The sequence below is a fragment of the Polaromonas sp. genome, assembly GCF_049790275.1.
Classification (GTDB): Bacteria; Pseudomonadota; Gammaproteobacteria; order Burkholderiales; family Burkholderiaceae_C; genus Polaromonas.
Genome location: NZ_JBAQYR010000138.1, coordinates 51616 through 68203 on the forward strand (window position 1 = coordinate 51616; position 16588 = coordinate 68203).

Annotated in this window: 13 protein-coding genes; 7 read left to right on the forward strand and 6 right to left on the reverse strand. The window is 63.2% G+C overall.

Annotation, left to right across the window (positions count from 1 at the left end):
* The first annotated feature begins 246 nt into the window (after window positions 1-246).
* The 7 genes from WA904_RS19070 to WA904_RS19100 are packed head-to-tail and all read left to right on the forward strand — an operon-like array spanning window position 247 to window position 7997.
* Window positions 247-1848 (forward strand): ABC transporter substrate-binding protein, encoded by a 1602-nt coding sequence (locus WA904_RS19070; RefSeq protein WP_425198704.1) that lies wholly within the window; start codon window positions 247-249, stop codon window positions 1846-1848.
* Between the two features lie 57 nt (window positions 1849-1905).
* The gene (locus WA904_RS19075) at window positions 1906-2883 is read left to right on the forward strand and encodes an ABC transporter permease (protein ID WP_425198705.1); all 978 of its coding nucleotides are present in this window, start codon (window positions 1906-1908) and stop codon (window positions 2881-2883) included.
* Window positions 2880-3809, forward strand: a complete 930-nt coding sequence (locus WA904_RS19080) for an ABC transporter permease (RefSeq protein WP_425198706.1) — start codon at window positions 2880-2882, stop codon at window positions 3807-3809. The genes WA904_RS19075 and WA904_RS19080 overlap by 4 nt, the downstream gene beginning before the upstream one ends.
* A 14-nt stretch (window positions 3810-3823) precedes the next feature.
* Window positions 3824-4801 carry an ABC transporter ATP-binding protein gene (locus tag WA904_RS19085; protein WP_425198707.1) on the forward strand — a complete coding sequence of 326 codons (978 nt, stop codon included), beginning with the start codon at window positions 3824-3826 and terminating at the stop codon, window positions 4799-4801.
* Between the two features lie 29 nt (window positions 4802-4830).
* Window positions 4831-5883, forward strand: coding sequence for an ABC transporter ATP-binding protein (locus WA904_RS19090; RefSeq protein ID WP_425198708.1), 1053 nt, complete (start codon window positions 4831-4833; stop codon window positions 5881-5883).
* On the forward strand, window positions 5880-6770 hold the full coding sequence (locus WA904_RS19095) for an N-formylglutamate amidohydrolase (RefSeq protein WP_425198709.1): 891 nt from the start codon (window positions 5880-5882) through the stop codon (window positions 6768-6770). Before WA904_RS19090 ends, WA904_RS19095 begins: the two co-directional genes overlap by 4 nt.
* Window positions 6771-6785: 15 nt before the next feature.
* Window positions 6786-7997, forward strand: coding sequence for a M20 aminoacylase family protein (locus WA904_RS19100; protein WP_425198710.1), 1212 nt, complete (start codon window positions 6786-6788; stop codon window positions 7995-7997).
* A 227-nt stretch (window positions 7998-8224) separates the two neighbouring features.
* On the opposite strand, the gene WA904_RS19105 is transcribed toward WA904_RS19100, so the two are convergent.
* The 6 genes from WA904_RS19105 to WA904_RS19130 all read right to left on the reverse strand — a co-directional run bounded on the left by WA904_RS19105 (window position 8225) and on the right by WA904_RS19130 (window position 16384).
* Window positions 8225-9250 carry a class 1 fructose-bisphosphatase gene (locus tag WA904_RS19105; protein ID WP_425198711.1) on the reverse strand — a complete coding sequence of 342 codons (1026 nt, stop codon included), beginning with the start codon at window positions 9248-9250 and terminating at the stop codon, window positions 8225-8227.
* A gap of 176 nt (window positions 9251-9426) precedes the next feature.
* On the reverse strand, window positions 9427-12120 hold the full coding sequence (gene pepN / locus WA904_RS19110) for an aminopeptidase N (protein WP_425198712.1): 2694 nt from the start codon (window positions 12118-12120) through the stop codon (window positions 9427-9429).
* A 116-nt stretch (window positions 12121-12236) separates the two neighbouring features.
* A protein-coding gene (prfB, locus tag WA904_RS19115) for a peptide chain release factor 2 (protein WP_425198713.1) occupies window positions 12237-13341 on the reverse strand; the annotation gives its coding sequence in 2 pieces (ribosomal slippage) (window positions 12237-13259 and window positions 13261-13341; 1104 coding nt in all).
* Window positions 13342-13446: 105 nt separating this feature from the next.
* On the reverse strand, window positions 13447-14652 hold the full coding sequence (locus WA904_RS19120; RefSeq protein WP_425198716.1) for a hybrid sensor histidine kinase/response regulator: 1206 nt from the start codon (window positions 14650-14652) through the stop codon (window positions 13447-13449).
* 245 nt (window positions 14653-14897) lie between these two features.
* Window positions 14898-15494: a chemotaxis protein CheB gene (locus WA904_RS19125; RefSeq protein ID WP_425198714.1), complete on the reverse strand. Its 597-nt coding sequence runs from the start codon at window positions 15492-15494 to the stop codon at window positions 14898-14900.
* Window positions 15491-16384, reverse strand: a complete 894-nt coding sequence (locus WA904_RS19130) for a CheR family methyltransferase (protein ID WP_425198715.1) — start codon at window positions 16382-16384, stop codon at window positions 15491-15493. The genes WA904_RS19125 and WA904_RS19130 overlap by 4 nt, the downstream gene beginning before the upstream one ends.
* Window positions 16385-16588: the final 204 nt, after the last annotated feature.

Here is a 16588-nt window from a genome sequence, read left to right on the forward strand (position 1 = left end):
TCCTTCGTGCCCAGAATTCAGAAGATCATGCATGCCGTCACCTGGCCGGCCTCATGAACCGCAGTGACGTCCACAAGCCCGCTGTTACGTCCGGTCGCATCAGCGGGTTATTCCCGGTATCAACCCGGACGCTGTTGGCTATGCTGTTACATCAATGAGGTGAGGCGGGCCTGTTTCTTGCTAACTTATCCGCACGAACCCCATCTTTCCTTCATTCCATTCAGCAATCCTTCAGGAGAATTCCAGATGCCCGTCAACTCCGCTGTCCGACCGAGCCTGCGTCGCGGGGTGATGACCGCCGCGATGGCCGCCATCACTGCATTGTCGAGCGCGGCCTATGCCCGCGACCTTGTTGTGGCGCTCAAGACCGAGCCGACCTCGATGGACCCGCAATACCACGCCCTCACGCCCAACATCCAGCTGTCGCAAACGCTGTTCGATGGCCTGGTGTGTGCCGATGCTGACCTGGCCATCAAGCCCTGCCTGGCGGAGTCGTGGACGGCCAGTGGCAAGAGCTGGACTTTCAAGTTGCGGCCCAATGTGAAATTCTCGGATGGTTCGCCGCTCACCGCTGCAGACGTGGTCTTCACGCTGGACCGTGTGGCCAAGGTGCCCAACAGCCCTTCGTCATTCAAGGTGTACCTGCAAAAGGTGGAGAAGGTGGAGGCGGTCGATCCGCTCACGGTGCGCATCACCACGTCCGAGCCTTATCCGCTACTGGCGATCAACATGGTGGGTCTGCCCATCATGTCGGCCAAGGCGGCGGCCGGCCCCGCGACTGAAGGAAAGACCACCACCGAGCTGAATTCCGGCAGCGGTCTGGTGGGCGCAGGCCCCTACCGTTTTGTCTCCTGGAAGCGCGGCAGCGAAATCATCTTCGAGCGCAACCCGCATTACTGGGGCCCCGCTCCCGCCTGGGACAAGGTGATTTATCGGCCCATCAGCAACCCCGCCGCACGCGTGGCGGCCTTGCTGGCTGGCGACGTGGACCTGGTCGAAGACCCGCCCACCGACGACCTTGAGCGCCTACAAAAAGACCCCAAACTGACGGTGGAAACCAAGGCGTCCAACCGTGTGATCTACGTGGCGCTCGACCAGAACGGCGACAAGACGCCGGGCATCGAAGGCACCAACGGCAAGAACCCGCTGCTCGACAAGCGCGTGCGCGAAGCCCTGTCACTGGCCATTGACCGGCAGGCCCTGGTGGCCCGGATCATGGGTGGCGTGGGCACGCCGGCCGCCCAGCTCCTGCCTTACCCGATGTTTGGCGCCAGCAAGAACCTGGTGACGCCGGCCAAGGTCAATACCGACAAGGCCAAGGCCCTGCTGAAGGACGCCGGCTACCCCGGTGGCTTCACCATGGTGCTGGGCTCGCCGAACGGCCGCTACATCAACGACAGCAAGGTTGCGCAGACGCTGGCCGCCATGTGGACGCGCGTGGGTGTCAAGACCACCATCGATTCCAACGCTCCCGCCGTGTTCTTCAAGAACCGCGATTCCTATTCCTACAGCGCCTACATGGCAGGCTGGGGCACGTCCACGGGTGAAATGTCCAACACGCTCAACTCCCTGCTGGTCACTCCCAACAAGGAAAAAGGGCAGGGCACCACCAACCGCAGCCGCTACTCCAACCCTGAAATGGACAAGCTGGTCGCCGAGTCGGCCAACCAGATGGACGATGCCCAGCGCGCCGCCACCCTGGCCAAGGCCAGTGAGGTTGCCATGGCCGACTTCGCCATGCTGCCCATCCACTTCGAGCATTCGGTGTGGGCCATGAAAAAGGGCATCAGCTTCAAGGGCCGTGCTGACCAGCAGACCATGGTGCAGTACGCCACCGTGGCCAAGTAAGCCCCGGTTACCCCGCAACCCGCAAGCCCGCCGCCCCGGCAGCGGGCCATTCAACTCATGCTTGCTTTCATCATTCGCCGCCTGCTTCAGGCCCTGCTGGTCATGGCCGTGATGTCGGGCCTGGTTTTCGTCGGGCTTTATGTGGTGGGCGACCCGGTTTCCATGATGGCCAGCCCCGAAGCGACGGAGCTGGAGCGCGACGCCATCCGGGCCAACTTTGGCCTCGACAAACCCTTGCCGGAACAATATGCCATCTTCATGTCGCACGCCGTGCGGTTTGACTTCGGCAAGAGCTTCCTCACTGGTCAGTCGGCCATGGGCCTCATTCTGGAGCGCATGCCGGCCACACTGGAGCTGGCGGTGGTGGCGATGACGCTGGCCGGACTGGTGGGTGTGCCCCTGGGCATCTCGGCCGGCTTGCGGCCTGACGCACTGAGCACGCGGGGCATCATGACGGGCTCGGTGCTGGGTTTTTCGCTGCCCAACTTCTGGGTGGGTCTGATGCTGATCATGGTGTTTGCCGTGTACCTGGGCTGGGTGCCAGCCAGTGGCCGCGGCAAGACGGTCATGCTGGGCCCGCTCGACCTCAGTGTGCTGACGCTCGATGGCTGGAGCCGCCTCATCTTGCCGGCCTGCACCATCGCCATGGCCAAGGCGGCGCTGATCATCCGCGTCACCCGGGCCGCCACGCGCGAGGCACTGCCCATGGACTACATCAAGTTTGCCCGTGCCAAGGGCCTGAGCTGGAGCCGCATCCTGCGCGTGCACCTGCTCAAGAACATCCTGATTCCCATCGTCACGGTGTTCGGGCTGGAGTTTGGCCAGGTGGTGGCGTTTGCGGTGGTGACCGAAACCATCTTTGCCTGGCCGGGCATGGGCAAGCTGCTGCTGGATTCCATCATCACGCTGGACCGGCCGGTGGTGGTGGCCTACCTGATCCTTATCGTCTTCTTTCTGGTCATGCTGAACCTGGTGACCGACATCCTTTATTCGGTGCTCGACCCGCGCGTGCGCCTGCAGGCAGCCAAGGCATGACTACCCTGACGCCCCCCACGGTGGTGATGGACCCCACGCCACTGCCGCCCCCCGAAACGCCGTGGCAGCGCCTGCGCCGCGAGTTTTTTGCCAACAAGCTCGCGGTGGCCGGCCTGGCTCTCCTGCTGCTTGCCATTGGGGTGGCCGTGTTCGCCCCGTGGATATCGCCGCAGAACCCGTATGACATCGGCAAGCTCGACATTTTTGATTCCAAGCTGCCGCCAGGCAGCAAGGACGCCGCCGGCACCATGACCTACTGGCTGGGCACCGACAGCCAGGCGCGCGACCTGCTCTCGGCCATTTTCTACGGCCTGCGCACCAGCCTGATGGTGGGCGGCATCTCGGTGGCTGCGGCGCTGGTCATTGGCAGCATCGTGGGGCTGGCGGCTGCCTACTTTGGCGGCTGGGTGGATGCGCTGCTGATGCGCATCGTCGACATCCAGCTTTCTTTCCCCTCCATCCTGGTGGCGCTGATCCTGCTGGCCATCCTGGGCAAGGGGGTGGACAAGGTCATCCTCGCGCTGGTCATTGTGCAATGGGCCTACTTTGCGCGCGCCGCACGTGGCGCGGCGCTGGTGGAGCGTGCCAAGGAGTATGTGGAGGCTGCGCAATGCATGGCGCTGGGTTCTCCGCGCATCCTGCTGCGCCACATGCTGCCCAACTGCCTGCCGCCGCTGATCGTGATCGCCACCATCGATCTGGCCCACGCCATTGCGCTGGAATCCACGCTGTCGTTTCTGGGCGTGGGCGTGCCGGTGACCGAGCCTTCGCTGGGCATGCTGATTGCCAACGGTTTCGAGTTCATGCTCAGCGGCCACTACTGGATTTCGTTCTTTCCCGGCATCGCACTGGCCCTGGCCATCGTCGGCATCAACCTGGTGGGTGACCACCTGCGCGACATCCTCAACCCGCATAACGCACATTGAGCGCGCAGCCAGCCATGGACTATTCACACAGCACACCGGTCTTGCAGATCAGCGGCCTGCAAACCCACTTTTTCACGCATGGCGGCGTGGTCAAGGCCGTGGACGGGGTTGATCTGCAGGTCAACGCCGGCGAAATTCTCGGGCTGGTCGGCGAGTCCGGCTCAGGCAAGAGCATCACCGGGTTTTCAATCATTGGCCTGATTGACCCGCCGGGCCGCATCGCGGGCGGGCACATCCGCTACCTGGGTGAAGAGCTGGTGGGCGCCTCCGAGAAACGCCTGCAGCAGCTGCGCGGCAAGGAGATCGCCATGATCTTCCAGGACCCGATGATGACGCTCAACCCGGTGTTGCGGGTGGACACGCAGATGGTCGAGGCCATTCATGCGCACGAGAAAGTCAGCCCGGCCGCCGCCCGCGCGCGCGCTCAGGATGCGCTGGCCATGGTGGGCATCCCGTCGCCTGCCGAACGCCTGTTGTCCTACCCGCACCAGTTGTCGGGCGGCATGCGCCAGCGGGTGGCCATTGCGATTGCGCTGTTGAACCAGCCCAAGCTCATCATTGCCGACGAGCCCACCACCGCGCTCGACGTCACCATTCAGGCGCAGATCCTGTATGAAGTGCAAAAGCTCTGCCGCGAAACCGGCACCGCCATGATCTGGATCACCCACGATCTGGCGGTGGTGTCCGGCCTGGCGGACCGCATCGCCGTGATGTACGCCGGCCGGATTGTGGAGAGTGGCGCCACGGCAGACGTGGTGCATCGTCCCTCGCACCCCTACACGCAGGGGCTGATCAATTCCATTCCCACGCGCGCCACGCATGGCAGCCTGCTGCGGCAGATTCCGGGCATGACGCCGTCGCTGCTGCAACTGCCGCAAGGCTGTGCCTTCAGGCCGCGTTGCGGCTACGCCACCGACCAGTGCCTGACCGTGCCGCAGCCCACCGAGGTCGCGCACCACAAAACCGTCCGCTGCTGGCACGCGCTTGCCTGAATGGCCTGAACGCCACCTGAATGACCCGTATGGACGCCTCCTTGACCCCCACCCCGTCAGCCGGAACGCCGCTGCTGCAACTGCGCGGTATCAGCAAACGTTTTGTCCAGCCCGTTGATCTGGCGGGGAAGATCGCCAACCTGCTGGGTGCCCACAATGCCCCCGCTGTGGTGCAGGCGGTGTCGGAGGTGGACCTGGACATCCATGCCGGCGAGGTGATTGGTGTGGTGGGCGAGTCGGGCTGCGGCAAGTCCACGCTGGGCCGCATCGTTGCAGGCATCAACCCGCCTTCGGCCGGCGAGGTCAGCTACCAGGGCAAGAAGCTGGCCGACATGACCGCCGCCGAGCGCCGCGCCTACGGCCTGGGCGTGCAGATGATTTTCCAGAACCCCATGGCCTCGCTCAATCCGCGCATGCGTGTACTCGACATCATTGGCGAGGCGCCTGTGGTGCACGGCCTGGTGCCTGCGTCCGGCATGGCCGACTACGTGGCCGGCCTGATGCGGCAGGTGGGGCTGGACCCCGACTACGGCCAGCGCTATCCCCACCAGTTCTCGGGCGGCCAGCGCCAGCGCATCGGCATTGCGCGCGCGCTGGCGCTCAAGCCGCAGCTCATCGTGTGCGACGAAGCCGTGGCCGCGCTGGACGTGTCCATCCAGGCGCAGGTGCTCAATCTGTTTCTGGAGTTGCGCCGCAGTTTTGAGCTGACCTATTTGTTTATCAGCCACAACCTGGGCGTGGTCGGCCATGTGTCGGACCGCGTGCTCATCATGTACCTTGGCCGCGTGGTCGAGGTCGCGCCCACCGAGGTGATTTTCAGTCGCCCCAACCACCCTTATACGCAAGCCCTGCTGTCGGAGCTGCCTACGCTGGACACCCAGCGGCGCGACTACCAGCCCATCAAGGGCGAGATGCCTTCACCATTGCGGCCGCCCACGGGCTGCGCCTTTCACCCGCGCTGTCCGCACGCCATGCCGCGCTGCCAGATCGAACTGCCCCCGCTGCGCACCCTGGCCACCGGCCACCTCAGCGCCTGCCATCTCAATGACGCGGCGCCTGCCACGCCCAGCCTGACCTCATGATCCACCCTGTTCTGCCCAGCGTCCCCAGCCCTTTTGATCCCTACACCCTGCGCCTGCCGGAAGCCGGCGTCCTGCCGCTGATCTGCGATTCACCGCACAGCGGCACGCTGTACCCCGACGACTTCGGCTACGCCTTGCCGTTTGAAATACTGCGCAAGGGTGAAGACACCGACGTGCATGTGTTGTGGGAGGCGCTGCCGTCGGTCGGTGCCACGCTGCTGGCCGCGAACTTTCCGCGCGCCTATGTGGACCCCAACCGCGACGTCGAAGACCTGGACGTTACCCTGCTCGACGCACCCTGGCCCACCCCGTTGGCCCCCAGTGAAAAAACCCGCCTGGGCATTGGCCTGATCTGGCGCGACGCGAGCAAGGGCGGACAAGACCCCATCTACGCGCGCAAGCTCAGCGTCGCCGAAGTGCAAAACCGCATCAGCCGTTACCACGTGCCCTACCACGCGGCCATGCAGGCGCAGATTGAAGCGGCCTATGCGCGCTTTGGCGCTGTCTGGCACCTCAACCTGCATTCGATGCCTGCCAACTCGTACGAGAGCCTGCAGATCCAGAGCGACCACCCGCTGGCCGACGTGGTGCTGGGCGACCGTGACGGCACCACCGCCGCGCCCGAATTCACCGCCATGGTGGCCAACGCATTCCGCCAGCGCGGTTTCAGCGTCGCCATCAACGACCCGTTCAAGGGGGTGGCGCTGATCGCCCGACTGGGCCTGCCGGCCGAGCGCCGCCACAGCTTGCAGGTCGAACTGCACCGCGGCCTCTATATGGACGAAAAGACCCGAGCTCGCAGCGTGGACTTTGTCACCCTGCAAAGCGCACTGGCGGACATTTCTGCTGAAATTGCCGCTTACGTCCAAGCCCAGATTCCTTCCTGACCAGAGAACCCCGCCATGAGCCTGATTGCCGAAATTGAAGCCACCCACGACGAATTCACCGCGCTGCGCCGCGACATCCACGCGCATCCCGAGCTGGCCTTCCAGGAAAACCGCACGTCCGACGTCGTGGCTGAGCGGCTCGCGTCCTGGGGCATCGAGGTGCATCGCGGGCTGGGCCAGACCGGCGTGGTGGGGGTGCTGAAAGGCTCCCAAACCAAAGCCGGCAGCAAGCCGCGATCCATTGGCCTGCGCGCCGACATGGACGCGCTGCCCATGCCTGAGCACAATCGCTTTGCGCATGCTTCCAAAAACCCCGGCCGCATGCACGGCTGCGGTCACGACGGCCACACCGCCATGCTGCTGGGCGCCGCCAAGTACCTGGCCGCGCACCGCGACTTTGACGGCATCGTCAACTTCATCTTTCAGCCGGCGGAGGAGGGTGGTAATGCCGGCGCCAAGGCCATGATGGCCGATGGCCTGTTTGACAAGTTCCCCTGCGACGAGATTTACGGCATCCACAACATGCCGGGCTTTGACGTCGGCCATTTCGGTTTCCGCAAGGGGCCGACCATGGCGTCGAGCAACCGCTTTGACATTTTTGTGCGCGGCACCGGCGGCCACGCTGCGCAGCCGCACAAGGCGGTGGACACCATCGTCATCGCGGCTGAAATGGTGGGCGTGCTGCAGACGCTCATCTCGCGTCACAAAAACCCGATTGACATTGCCGTGCTCAGCATCACGCAGATTCATGCGGGCGATGCGTACAACGTTCTGCCCGGCGAGACCGTGATCCGCGGCACCGTGCGGACCTTCAGTACCCAGGTGCTGGACGAGATCGAGTCCAACATGCGCCGTGTGGCCGAGATGCTGCCCCAGGTGCACGGCGGCAGCGGCGAACTCAAGTTCCACCGCGCTTACCCGCCGCTCGTCAACTGGGACGACCAGACCGACTTTGCCATGAAGGTGGCGCAAGATGCGTTTGGCGCTGACCATGTTGACGGCCACACGCCCCAGCACGGCGGCGCCGAGGACTTCTCTTTCTATCTGGAGAAAGTGCCGGGCTGCTACCTTTTCCTGGGCAATGGCGAAGGCGCGCACCGCGACGAAAAGTACGTCGGCATGGGCCCCTGCGAACTGCACAACCCCAACTATGACTTCAACGACGCGTTGCTGCCGATCGGGTCGAGTTATTGGGTGAAGCTGGTGGGCGCGTTTTTCGCCCGATAGGACGTTTCCGGGCCAGGCGCTGGTTTTTCATCACGGTCGGCTGGACACGCGGCACGACGATAGGCTAGTGGCCTGTAACGCTGAAGCCGGAAGTCGCTGCCCACGCGATACGTGGCACGCTGCGGTGCTGCAAATGCGCGCGATGCCTGGGGCATCGCTGTGCTTTGCGCCTTGCATCGCACTCCCTCTCACGCGTTCCTCGCCTCCCATTTCAACGTTACAGGCCACTAGGACCTGACCAGCTTCTCGCCATGGTAGCTGGTGACGCGCTCCACTTCGTTCTTCGAGCCCAGGATCACGCTGACGCGTTCGTGCAGCTTGCCGGGCTGGATGTCCAGGATGCGCTGGTGGCCGTTGGTGGCGGCGCCGCCGGCCTGCTCGATCAGCCAGCTCATGGGGTTGGCTTCGTACATCAGGCGCAGCTTGCCGGCTTTTTCGGGCTCGCGTTTGTCCCAGGGATACATGAAGATGCCGCCGCGGCACAGGATGCGGTGCACGTCGGCGACCATGGCGGCGATCCAGCGCATGTTGAAGTCCTTGCCGCGCGGGCCTTCCTTGCCGGCCAGCAGCTCGTCCACGTAACGCTTGACGGGCGCGTCCCAGTGCCGCATGTTGCTCATGTTGATGGCGAACTCCTGCGTGTCTTCAGGAATCTTCACGTTTTCCTCGATCAGCACGAACGAGCCCTGCTCGCGGTCCAGCGTGAACATGGCGACACCGTCGCCCACCGTCAGCACCAGCGTGGTCTGCGGGCCATAGATGCAGTAGCCGGCGGCCACCTGCTTGTTGCCGGCCTGCAGGAAGTCGGCTTCGTCCACACCGCGGTCGTCCTCGGGCATTTTCAGTACGCTGAAGATGGTGCCAATGCTGACATTGATGTCGATGTTGCTGGAGCCGTCGAGCGGGTCGAACAGCAGCAGGTATTCGCCCTGCGGGTAGCGGTTGGGTACCGCATAGATGCTGTCCATTTCTTCAGACGCCATGCCGGCCAGGTGGCCGCCCCATTCGTTGGCTTCGATCAGCACTTCATTGGCGATGATGTCGAGCTTTTTCTGGACTTCGCCCTGCACGTTCTCGCTTCCGGCGCTGCCCAGGATGCTGTTTTCACCGAGCGCGCCCTTGTTGACGGCCTGACTGATGCTTTTGCAGGCGCGGGCAACGACTTCCAGCAGTAGCCGCAGCTGCGAAGGAATGTGGCCGTCAATGCGCTGCTGCTCAACGAGGTAGCGGGTGAGGGAAATTTTGTGGGACATGGGGAACTCCAGTCGTCGAAATTAAAAAGTCAGATGCCCGCAAGCCACCGAAGCTCTGTACCAGCCGGGGCCGCGGAACCGGCTTCGCCGGGCCGCAGGCGCAGCGGCCCCTGATAACAGGGAAAGGGGCAGCGTACCGCCGAAGGCACACGAAGTGACAAGCGTGGGGGCCATATCTAGTCGGCTAAAGCACGCGTGACGACTTCGTGGGTGTCCTTGCTCAGGTCGGTCCGGGCGGCCACACGGGCGATGGCTTCGCGGGCGGCGCTGCGGTAGGGTTCGGCCAGCTTGCTCCAGCGGTCCAGCGCGCGTGCCAGGCGGGCAGCCACCTGCGGGTTGATGACGTCGAGCTCGACCACGCGTTCGCTCCAGAACACATAGCCTGCTGCGTCTGCGCGGTGAAACCCGGCCGGGTTGCCCTGGCAGAAGGTGCTGACGACGCTGCGTGCGCGGTTTGGGTTGCGCAGGCTGAAGTCGGGGTGCTTCATGAGCTGCTTGACCGCGGGCAGGATGTTGCCGCCGCGGTCCGGCGCGCTGGTTTGCAGGCTGAACCATTTGTCGATGACCAGCGCCTCGTCCTTGAACATGGCGTGGAAGCGCTGCAGCGCCTCGGCAGCCAGCGGGTGGCCGCTGGAGACCAGTGCAGTCAGCGCATTGAAACGGTCGGTCATGTTGCCGGCGTCCTTGAAGCGCTGGTAGGTTTTGCCGGGCCAGACTGCATCTCCGCTGGCGACCGCTGCCAGGCACAGCTGCGTCAGCGCCATGCCGGCCAAGGCGCGGCGGCCGGAGGACAGCGGGTCGGGCGTGTAGGCGCCGGTGTCATGGTTGGCCTCGTAAGTGGCTTCCCAGTCGGCCTGCAGCTCGGTGGCCAGCTGCAGGCGCATGGCTTCGCGCACGGCATGAATGCGCTGCGGGTCCACCACGGCCAGTTGTTCGGCAATGTAGGTTTCGGACGGCAAGGTCAGTACCAGGTCCTTGAAAGCGGCGTCCAGCCCGGGGTGGCGCAAAACGTTGCGCATCGCCCAGATATAAGCATCATTTAGCGGTTTCTCTCTTGCGGAATCAGCGTCACCAGCTATTGATTTAATAGCGCTTCGCACGGCCAGGCGCTGCCCGGCTTCCCAGCGGTTGAAGGGGTCCCTGTCGTGTGCCAGCAGATGCAGCAGCTGGGCGTCGCTGTAGTCAAACTCCAGCACCACCGGCGCGCTGAAACCGCGCAGGATGGAAGGAACCGGTTCCACATCGACATTGACGAAGCGCAGGGTTTCGCTGGCTTGCGTCAGCACAAAGGTGTGCGGCGCGGCCATGACGGCGGTTTCACCCTCCAGCTGCAGGGGCAGGTCTTTGCCGCTGGTGCCCAGGAGGCCCAAGCCGACCGGAATCACAAACGGCTCCTTGCTTGCCTGGCCGGGCGTGGGTGCGCAGCTTTGCGCCAGCGTGAGCGTGTAGCTGCGTGCGGTGGCGTCGTACACGCCTTCGGCATGCACGCGCGGCGTGCCGGCCTGGCTGTACCAGCGCTTGAATTGCGGCAGCAGGCGCGCCAGGTCGGAGGCGGGGTTGGCGTCAGCAATGGCTTGTGCAAAGTCGTCGCAGGTGACGGCCTGGCCGTCATGGCGCTCGAAGTAAAGCTTCATGCCCTTGGCAAAACCATCACGGCCGACAAGCGTTTGCATCATGCGCACGACTTCCGCACCTTTTTCGTAGATGGTGACGGTGTAGAAGTTGCTGATCTCGATGTAGCTGTCGGGCCGCACTGGGTGCGACATCGGGCCGGCGTCTTCGGGGAACTGCGCGGTGCGCAGTACACGCACGTCTTCAATACGCTTGACGGCGCGGGCCGAGGCTTCGCCGCACAGGTCTTGTGAAAACTCCTGGTCGCGGAAAACCGTCAGACCTTCTTTCAGGCTGAGCTGGAACCAGTCGCGGCAGGTGACACGGTTGCCGGTCCAATTGTGGAAGTATTCGTGGCCGACCACGCTTTCGATGTTCGAATAATCGATGTCGGTGGCGGTGGCCTGGTTCGCCAGCACGTACTTGGTGTTGAAGATGTTCAGGCCCTTGTTTTCCATGGCGCCCATGTTGAAGTCGCTGGTGGCGACAATCATGAAGCGTTCCAGATCCAGGGAGAGGCCAAAGCGGGCTTCGTCCCATGCGACCGAATGCATCAGCGAGTTCATCGCGTGCTCGGTCTTGTCGAGGTCGCCGGGGCGCACATAAACCTGCAGCAGATGGTCTTTGCCGGCACGCGAGGTGATGCGCTGCTCGCGCGCCACCAGTTGGCCGGCCACCAATGCAAACAGGTAAGCAGGTTTCTTGTGCGGGTCTACCCACTTGGCAAAGTGGCGGCCTTCAGCCAGTTCACCTTGCTCGACCAGGTTGCCATTGGACAGCAGCACCGGGTACTTCGCCTTGTCGGCGCGCAGCGTCACCGTGTAGCTGGCCATCACATCCGGGCGGTCCAGGAAATAGGTGATGCGCCTGAAGCCCTCGGCCTCGCACTGGGTGAAGAAGGAGTCATTGCTGACGTACAGGCCCATCAGCTTGGTGTTTTTCGCCGGTGCGCAGGTGGTGAAAATTTCCAGCTCGAAAGGCTCGGGGCCTTCTGGCAGGTTTTCCAGCACCAGCTTGTCGCCTTCCATCTTGAAGGACGTGCCCTGGCCGTTGACCAGCACGCGCGCCAGGTTCAGCTCTTCGCCGTCGAGCTTGAGCGGCTGGGCCGGCACATCGGCATTGCGGCGCAGCGTCATCTTGTTGAGCACGCGCGTCTTGGCCGGGTCCAGGTCAAAACACAGGTCGACGGTGTCGATCCAGTAGGCGGGTGCGATGTAGTCGGCACGGTGAATGGCCGTGGCTTGTCCTTCACGCAGCATGGTGGGTTCCTGAAAAGTGGGGGAAAAGGGCTGAGTCGCCGCCGGGCCGCTCCAAGGCGACTGCGGCCCCCGCGGGGGGCAGAGAAGTACACGAAGTGACGAACGTGGGGGCCATGTCACACGCCCTGCTTCAATGACGCTTCGATAAACGGATCCAGGTCACCGTCGAGCACCTTCTGCGTGGCCGAGGTTTCGTAGTTGGTGCGCAGGTCCTTGATGCGGCTCTGGTCCAGCACGTAGCTGCGGATTTGGTGGCCCCAGCCCACATCGGTCTTGTTGTCCTCCAGCTTTTGCTGGGCTTCCTGCTGCTTGCGCAGCTCGAAGTCGTACAGCTTGGAGCGCAGGCGTTTCCACGCCACGTCGCGGTTGCTGTGCTGCGAACGGCCGTCCTGGCACTGCACCACGATGCCGGTCGGAATGTGCGTCAGGCGCACGGCCGAATCGGTCTTGTTGATGTGCTGGCCGCCGGCGCCGCTGGCGCGAAAGGTGTCGGTGCGAACATCGGAGGGGTTGATGTCGATCTCGATCGAGTCGTCGATCTCGGGGTAGACAAACACCGAGGCAAACGAGGTGTGGCGCCCGCCTGACGAATCAAACGGTGACTTGCGCACCAGGCGGTGCACGCCGGTTTCGGTGCGCAGCAGGCCAAAGGCGTATTCGCCTTCGATCTTGATGGTGGCGCCCTTGATGCCGGCGGTGTCGCCGGCGGTTTCGTCTTCGATCTGCGTCTTGAAGCCCTTGCGCTCGGCGTACTTGAGGTACTGGCGCAGCAGCATGCTGGCCCAGTCGCAGGCTTCGGTGCCGCCGGCGCCGGCCTGGATGTCCAGGAAGGCGTTCAGCGGATCGGCCGGGTTGTTGAACATCCGGCGGAATTCCATTTTTTCGACTTCGGCGGCGAGTTTGGCCGCGTCGGCTTCGATGGCGCGCATGCCGGTTTCGTCGTCTTCTTCCTTCGACATCTCGAACAGCTCGGTGCTGTCCTGCAGCTCCTGCTCGAGGCGGTCCAGCGCCAGCACCACGCCTTCCAGTGTTTTTTTCTCGCGGCCCAGCTCCTGGGCGCGTTTGGGGTCATCCCAGACCTTGGGGTCTTCGAGCGCGGCGTTGACCTCGTTTAACTTGCGTGCTTTGGCAGGGTAGTCAAAGATACCCCCGAAGTTCATTCACGCGGTTGCTGAGGTCGGCCAGCTGGTTGCCGATGGTATTGATGTGTTCTGCGTCCATGAGAGAGTCCTGTCCTGATCTTGGGTTCAATCCGGCATTTTCTCATGCTCCGGGGCGCAGGCCCGCCAGAGGGCCTTGGCGGCCGGCTGCGCCCGCCCGGGCGGCTCAGAAAGCCTGCGTGGCGGGGTGATCCACGGGCAGGGTGACCGTGAAAACCGAGCCCTCACCGAGCCGGCTTTCCACGACTATGGTGCCGCCGTGGGCTTCCACCAGCTGGCGCGTGATGTACAGGCCCAGCCCCAGGCCGCCGGTGCCGTCGTCACTGGCAATACGCTCGAACTGCTCAAAAATGCGCTGCTGGTCCGCTTCGGAGATGCCCCGGCCCTGGTCCCGCACGGAAATGCAGGCACCCTGCGGCGACAGGCTCAGGCTGACTTCCACCGGCTTGCCTGCGCCATAACGCAGGGCATTGGTCAGCAGGTTGATGACCACCTGTTCGATGCGAAACTCGTCCCACAGCGCGGTGACCGGTTTGCCGGCATCCAGCGTGATGGCGCTACCGGCGGCCAGGGCCTGGTTGGACAGGTTGTCCACCACACGTGCCAGCAGGGACGAGAGTTCCACGGGGCCGGGGCGGATGGAAAGATGGTTGCTGCGTATGCGGGTGGCGTCCATCATGTCGTCGATGAGTCGCATCATGGCCTCGATCTGGCGCTTGTCACGCGCCACCATGGCCTGCAGGTAGGCGGTGTCGAAAATGTCGGCACGCCCGCGGTCCAGCTGCATCTTGCGCAACTGCGCTTCCAGAAAAAGGGTGTTGAGCGGGGTGCGCAGTTCGTGTGCCACCATGGACATGAAGTCGTCGCGCATGCGGATGGCGGCCTGCAGCTCGCCCTGCGTGGTCTTGAGCTCCTGCAGCAGCACGGCCTGTTCCCGCTGGCTTGCTTCCAGCGCGTGAACCTGCTTGCGGGTTTCGTTGCGCTGGCGGTGCAAATCCACAAAAACACTGACCTTGCTCTTGACGGCTTCCATGTCCAGCGGCTTGTACAAAAAATCGACCGCGCCGGTCTCGTAGCCTTTGAAGGCGTAGTTGGATTCCTTGCCGGCGGCGCTGACGAAAATAATCGGGACCTGGCGCGTTTTCTCGGTGCTGCGCATCAGCTCGGCCAGCTCGAACCCGTTCATGCCGGGCATCTGCACGTCCAGAATGGCCAAGGCAAAATCGTGTTCCAGCAGCAGGTCCAGTGCCTCTTCCCCGTCTGACGCCTGAAAGATGGTCCTGTCGGTGTGGCGGATCAGGGCGTTCAGTGCCAGCAGGTTCTCGGGCAGGTCATCGACGATCAGAATCCGCGTGGTTTCCTCTTCGGGCAGGCGCTGTCTTCCGCCGAAGGTGGATGGGTGCGGCCGCCACTCCGGGAAACGGCTTGACCCCGGCGGTGCGTGAGGTGCGCTTGTTTCAAGGTTGACCAGGGTCATGGATATTGGGCGCTCAAGACGGTAAGAATGGTCATGAAGGTGGCTATGAACGGGGTCATGGAGATTTCTTGCCAAAAGGGTGCCCGGAAATCGTTGTGGCTGTCTGTGCGCTGTCACACAAAGTGGCTGTGAATGTGCGCTTATGTGACATCGGTGTGACCCAGCTCGAGCAGCAGGCTGCGGATGCCGTCCACGGGCAAAATAAAATCGGGAGCTGATTTGCGAATGGCCGCCTCGGGCATTGTCCTGGCCTCGGCTTCGGCGGGGTCCTGCACGATGGTGATTCCGCCGTGTTGCCGGATCGACGCCATGCCGGCCGCGCCGTCACGGTTCGCTCCCGTCAACAAAATGCCCGCCAAAGCTGCGCCATAGGCATCCGCAGCCGACTCCATCAGGATGTCGATCGAAGGACGCGAATAGTTGACAGGTGCTTCGCAGCTCAGCGAAAAAGTGCGGTCCATTTCCACCGACAGGTGGTAGCCGGGACAGGCAAAGTACAGCGTCGCCGGTGCAATGCTTTCCTTGTCGGCCGCTTCGTGCACGGCAATCGGCAGCCGATGCTGGAAAATCTCGGCCAGTTGGCTGTCGCGGTCATCAGGCAGGTGCAGCGCCACGACCAGGGGCAGCCGGAAGGTGGGCGGCAGATCTGCCAGCACGACCAGCAGGGCATGCACCCCCCCGGCGGATGCGCCTATGACCACCGCTTCTATGGTCTGCCTTTTTGCCGCCGGTTTCATGAAACCCGGACCGGCGCTGGCGTGAGTTTGCGAAATAAGCGAGCAGGTTTGTCCAGCGATTCGAAGTGCGTGCCATACGCAGAAAATTCGATGCTTTCCTTGCTGCCTAACGCCATGAAGCCGCGGTGGCCCAGCGATTCGTGGAACAGGCCGAGGGCGCGGTTTTGCAGGGTCTTGTTGAAGTAAATCAGGACGTTGCGGCAAAGCACAAGCTGCATCTCGGAAAACACGCTGTCTGTCGCCAGGCTGTGGTCGGAAAAAATCACGTTTGTGCACAGCGAGGGGTCGAAGATGGCGGCGTCATAGGCTGCGGTGTAGTAGTCGGAAAAAGCCCGTGTTCCACCGGCCTGCTGGTAGTTGGCCGTATGGCTCTTGATGCCACCCAGCGGAAAAATGCCCCGCCTGGCCTTGTCCAGCGACACCGGATTGATGTCTGTCGCGTAGATCAGCGAGCGCTCGAGCAGGCCTTCTTCCCGCAGGAGGATGGCCAGTGAATACACCTCTTCGCCCGTGCTGCAGCCGGCAATCCAGATCTTGAGGGAAGGATAGGTCTGCAGCACCGGCAGCACCTGCTGACGCAAGGTGAGAAAAAAAGCCGGGTCCCGAAACATCTCGCTGACCGGAATCGTCAGGTACTGCAGCAACTCCATGAAGAGCGTGGCATCCTTCAGTACCAGGGCCTGCAGGGCCTCCATGGTCGGGCACTCGAAGTGGGCCATCGCCTGGAGGAGGCGGCGCTTTTGTGATGCGCCCGCATAGTCCCGGAAATCGTAGCTGTACTGGACGTAAATCGCTTCCATCAGCAGCTTCAGTTCCGCCTCGCTGACGCTGGCTCGCGAATGGGCCAGCGTACCCCGCGCCAGGCCGGCCGGGGCGTTTCTTTTGGGCATGGCTAGTGTCCTGTCCCACAAATAAAGGCGATATGAAATCGCCCATTCAGCCGCCATGCGGCGTTACTCGTCGTTGCCATAGCTACGGCTATGTCGCCTCCTCGCGCCTTGCCTGACAGCTGACTGGACAATTTCATTTCATCACCTTAATTGCGGGACAGAACACTAGCCCTCCAACAACCCCTGGTTTCTGGCTTCATAAAT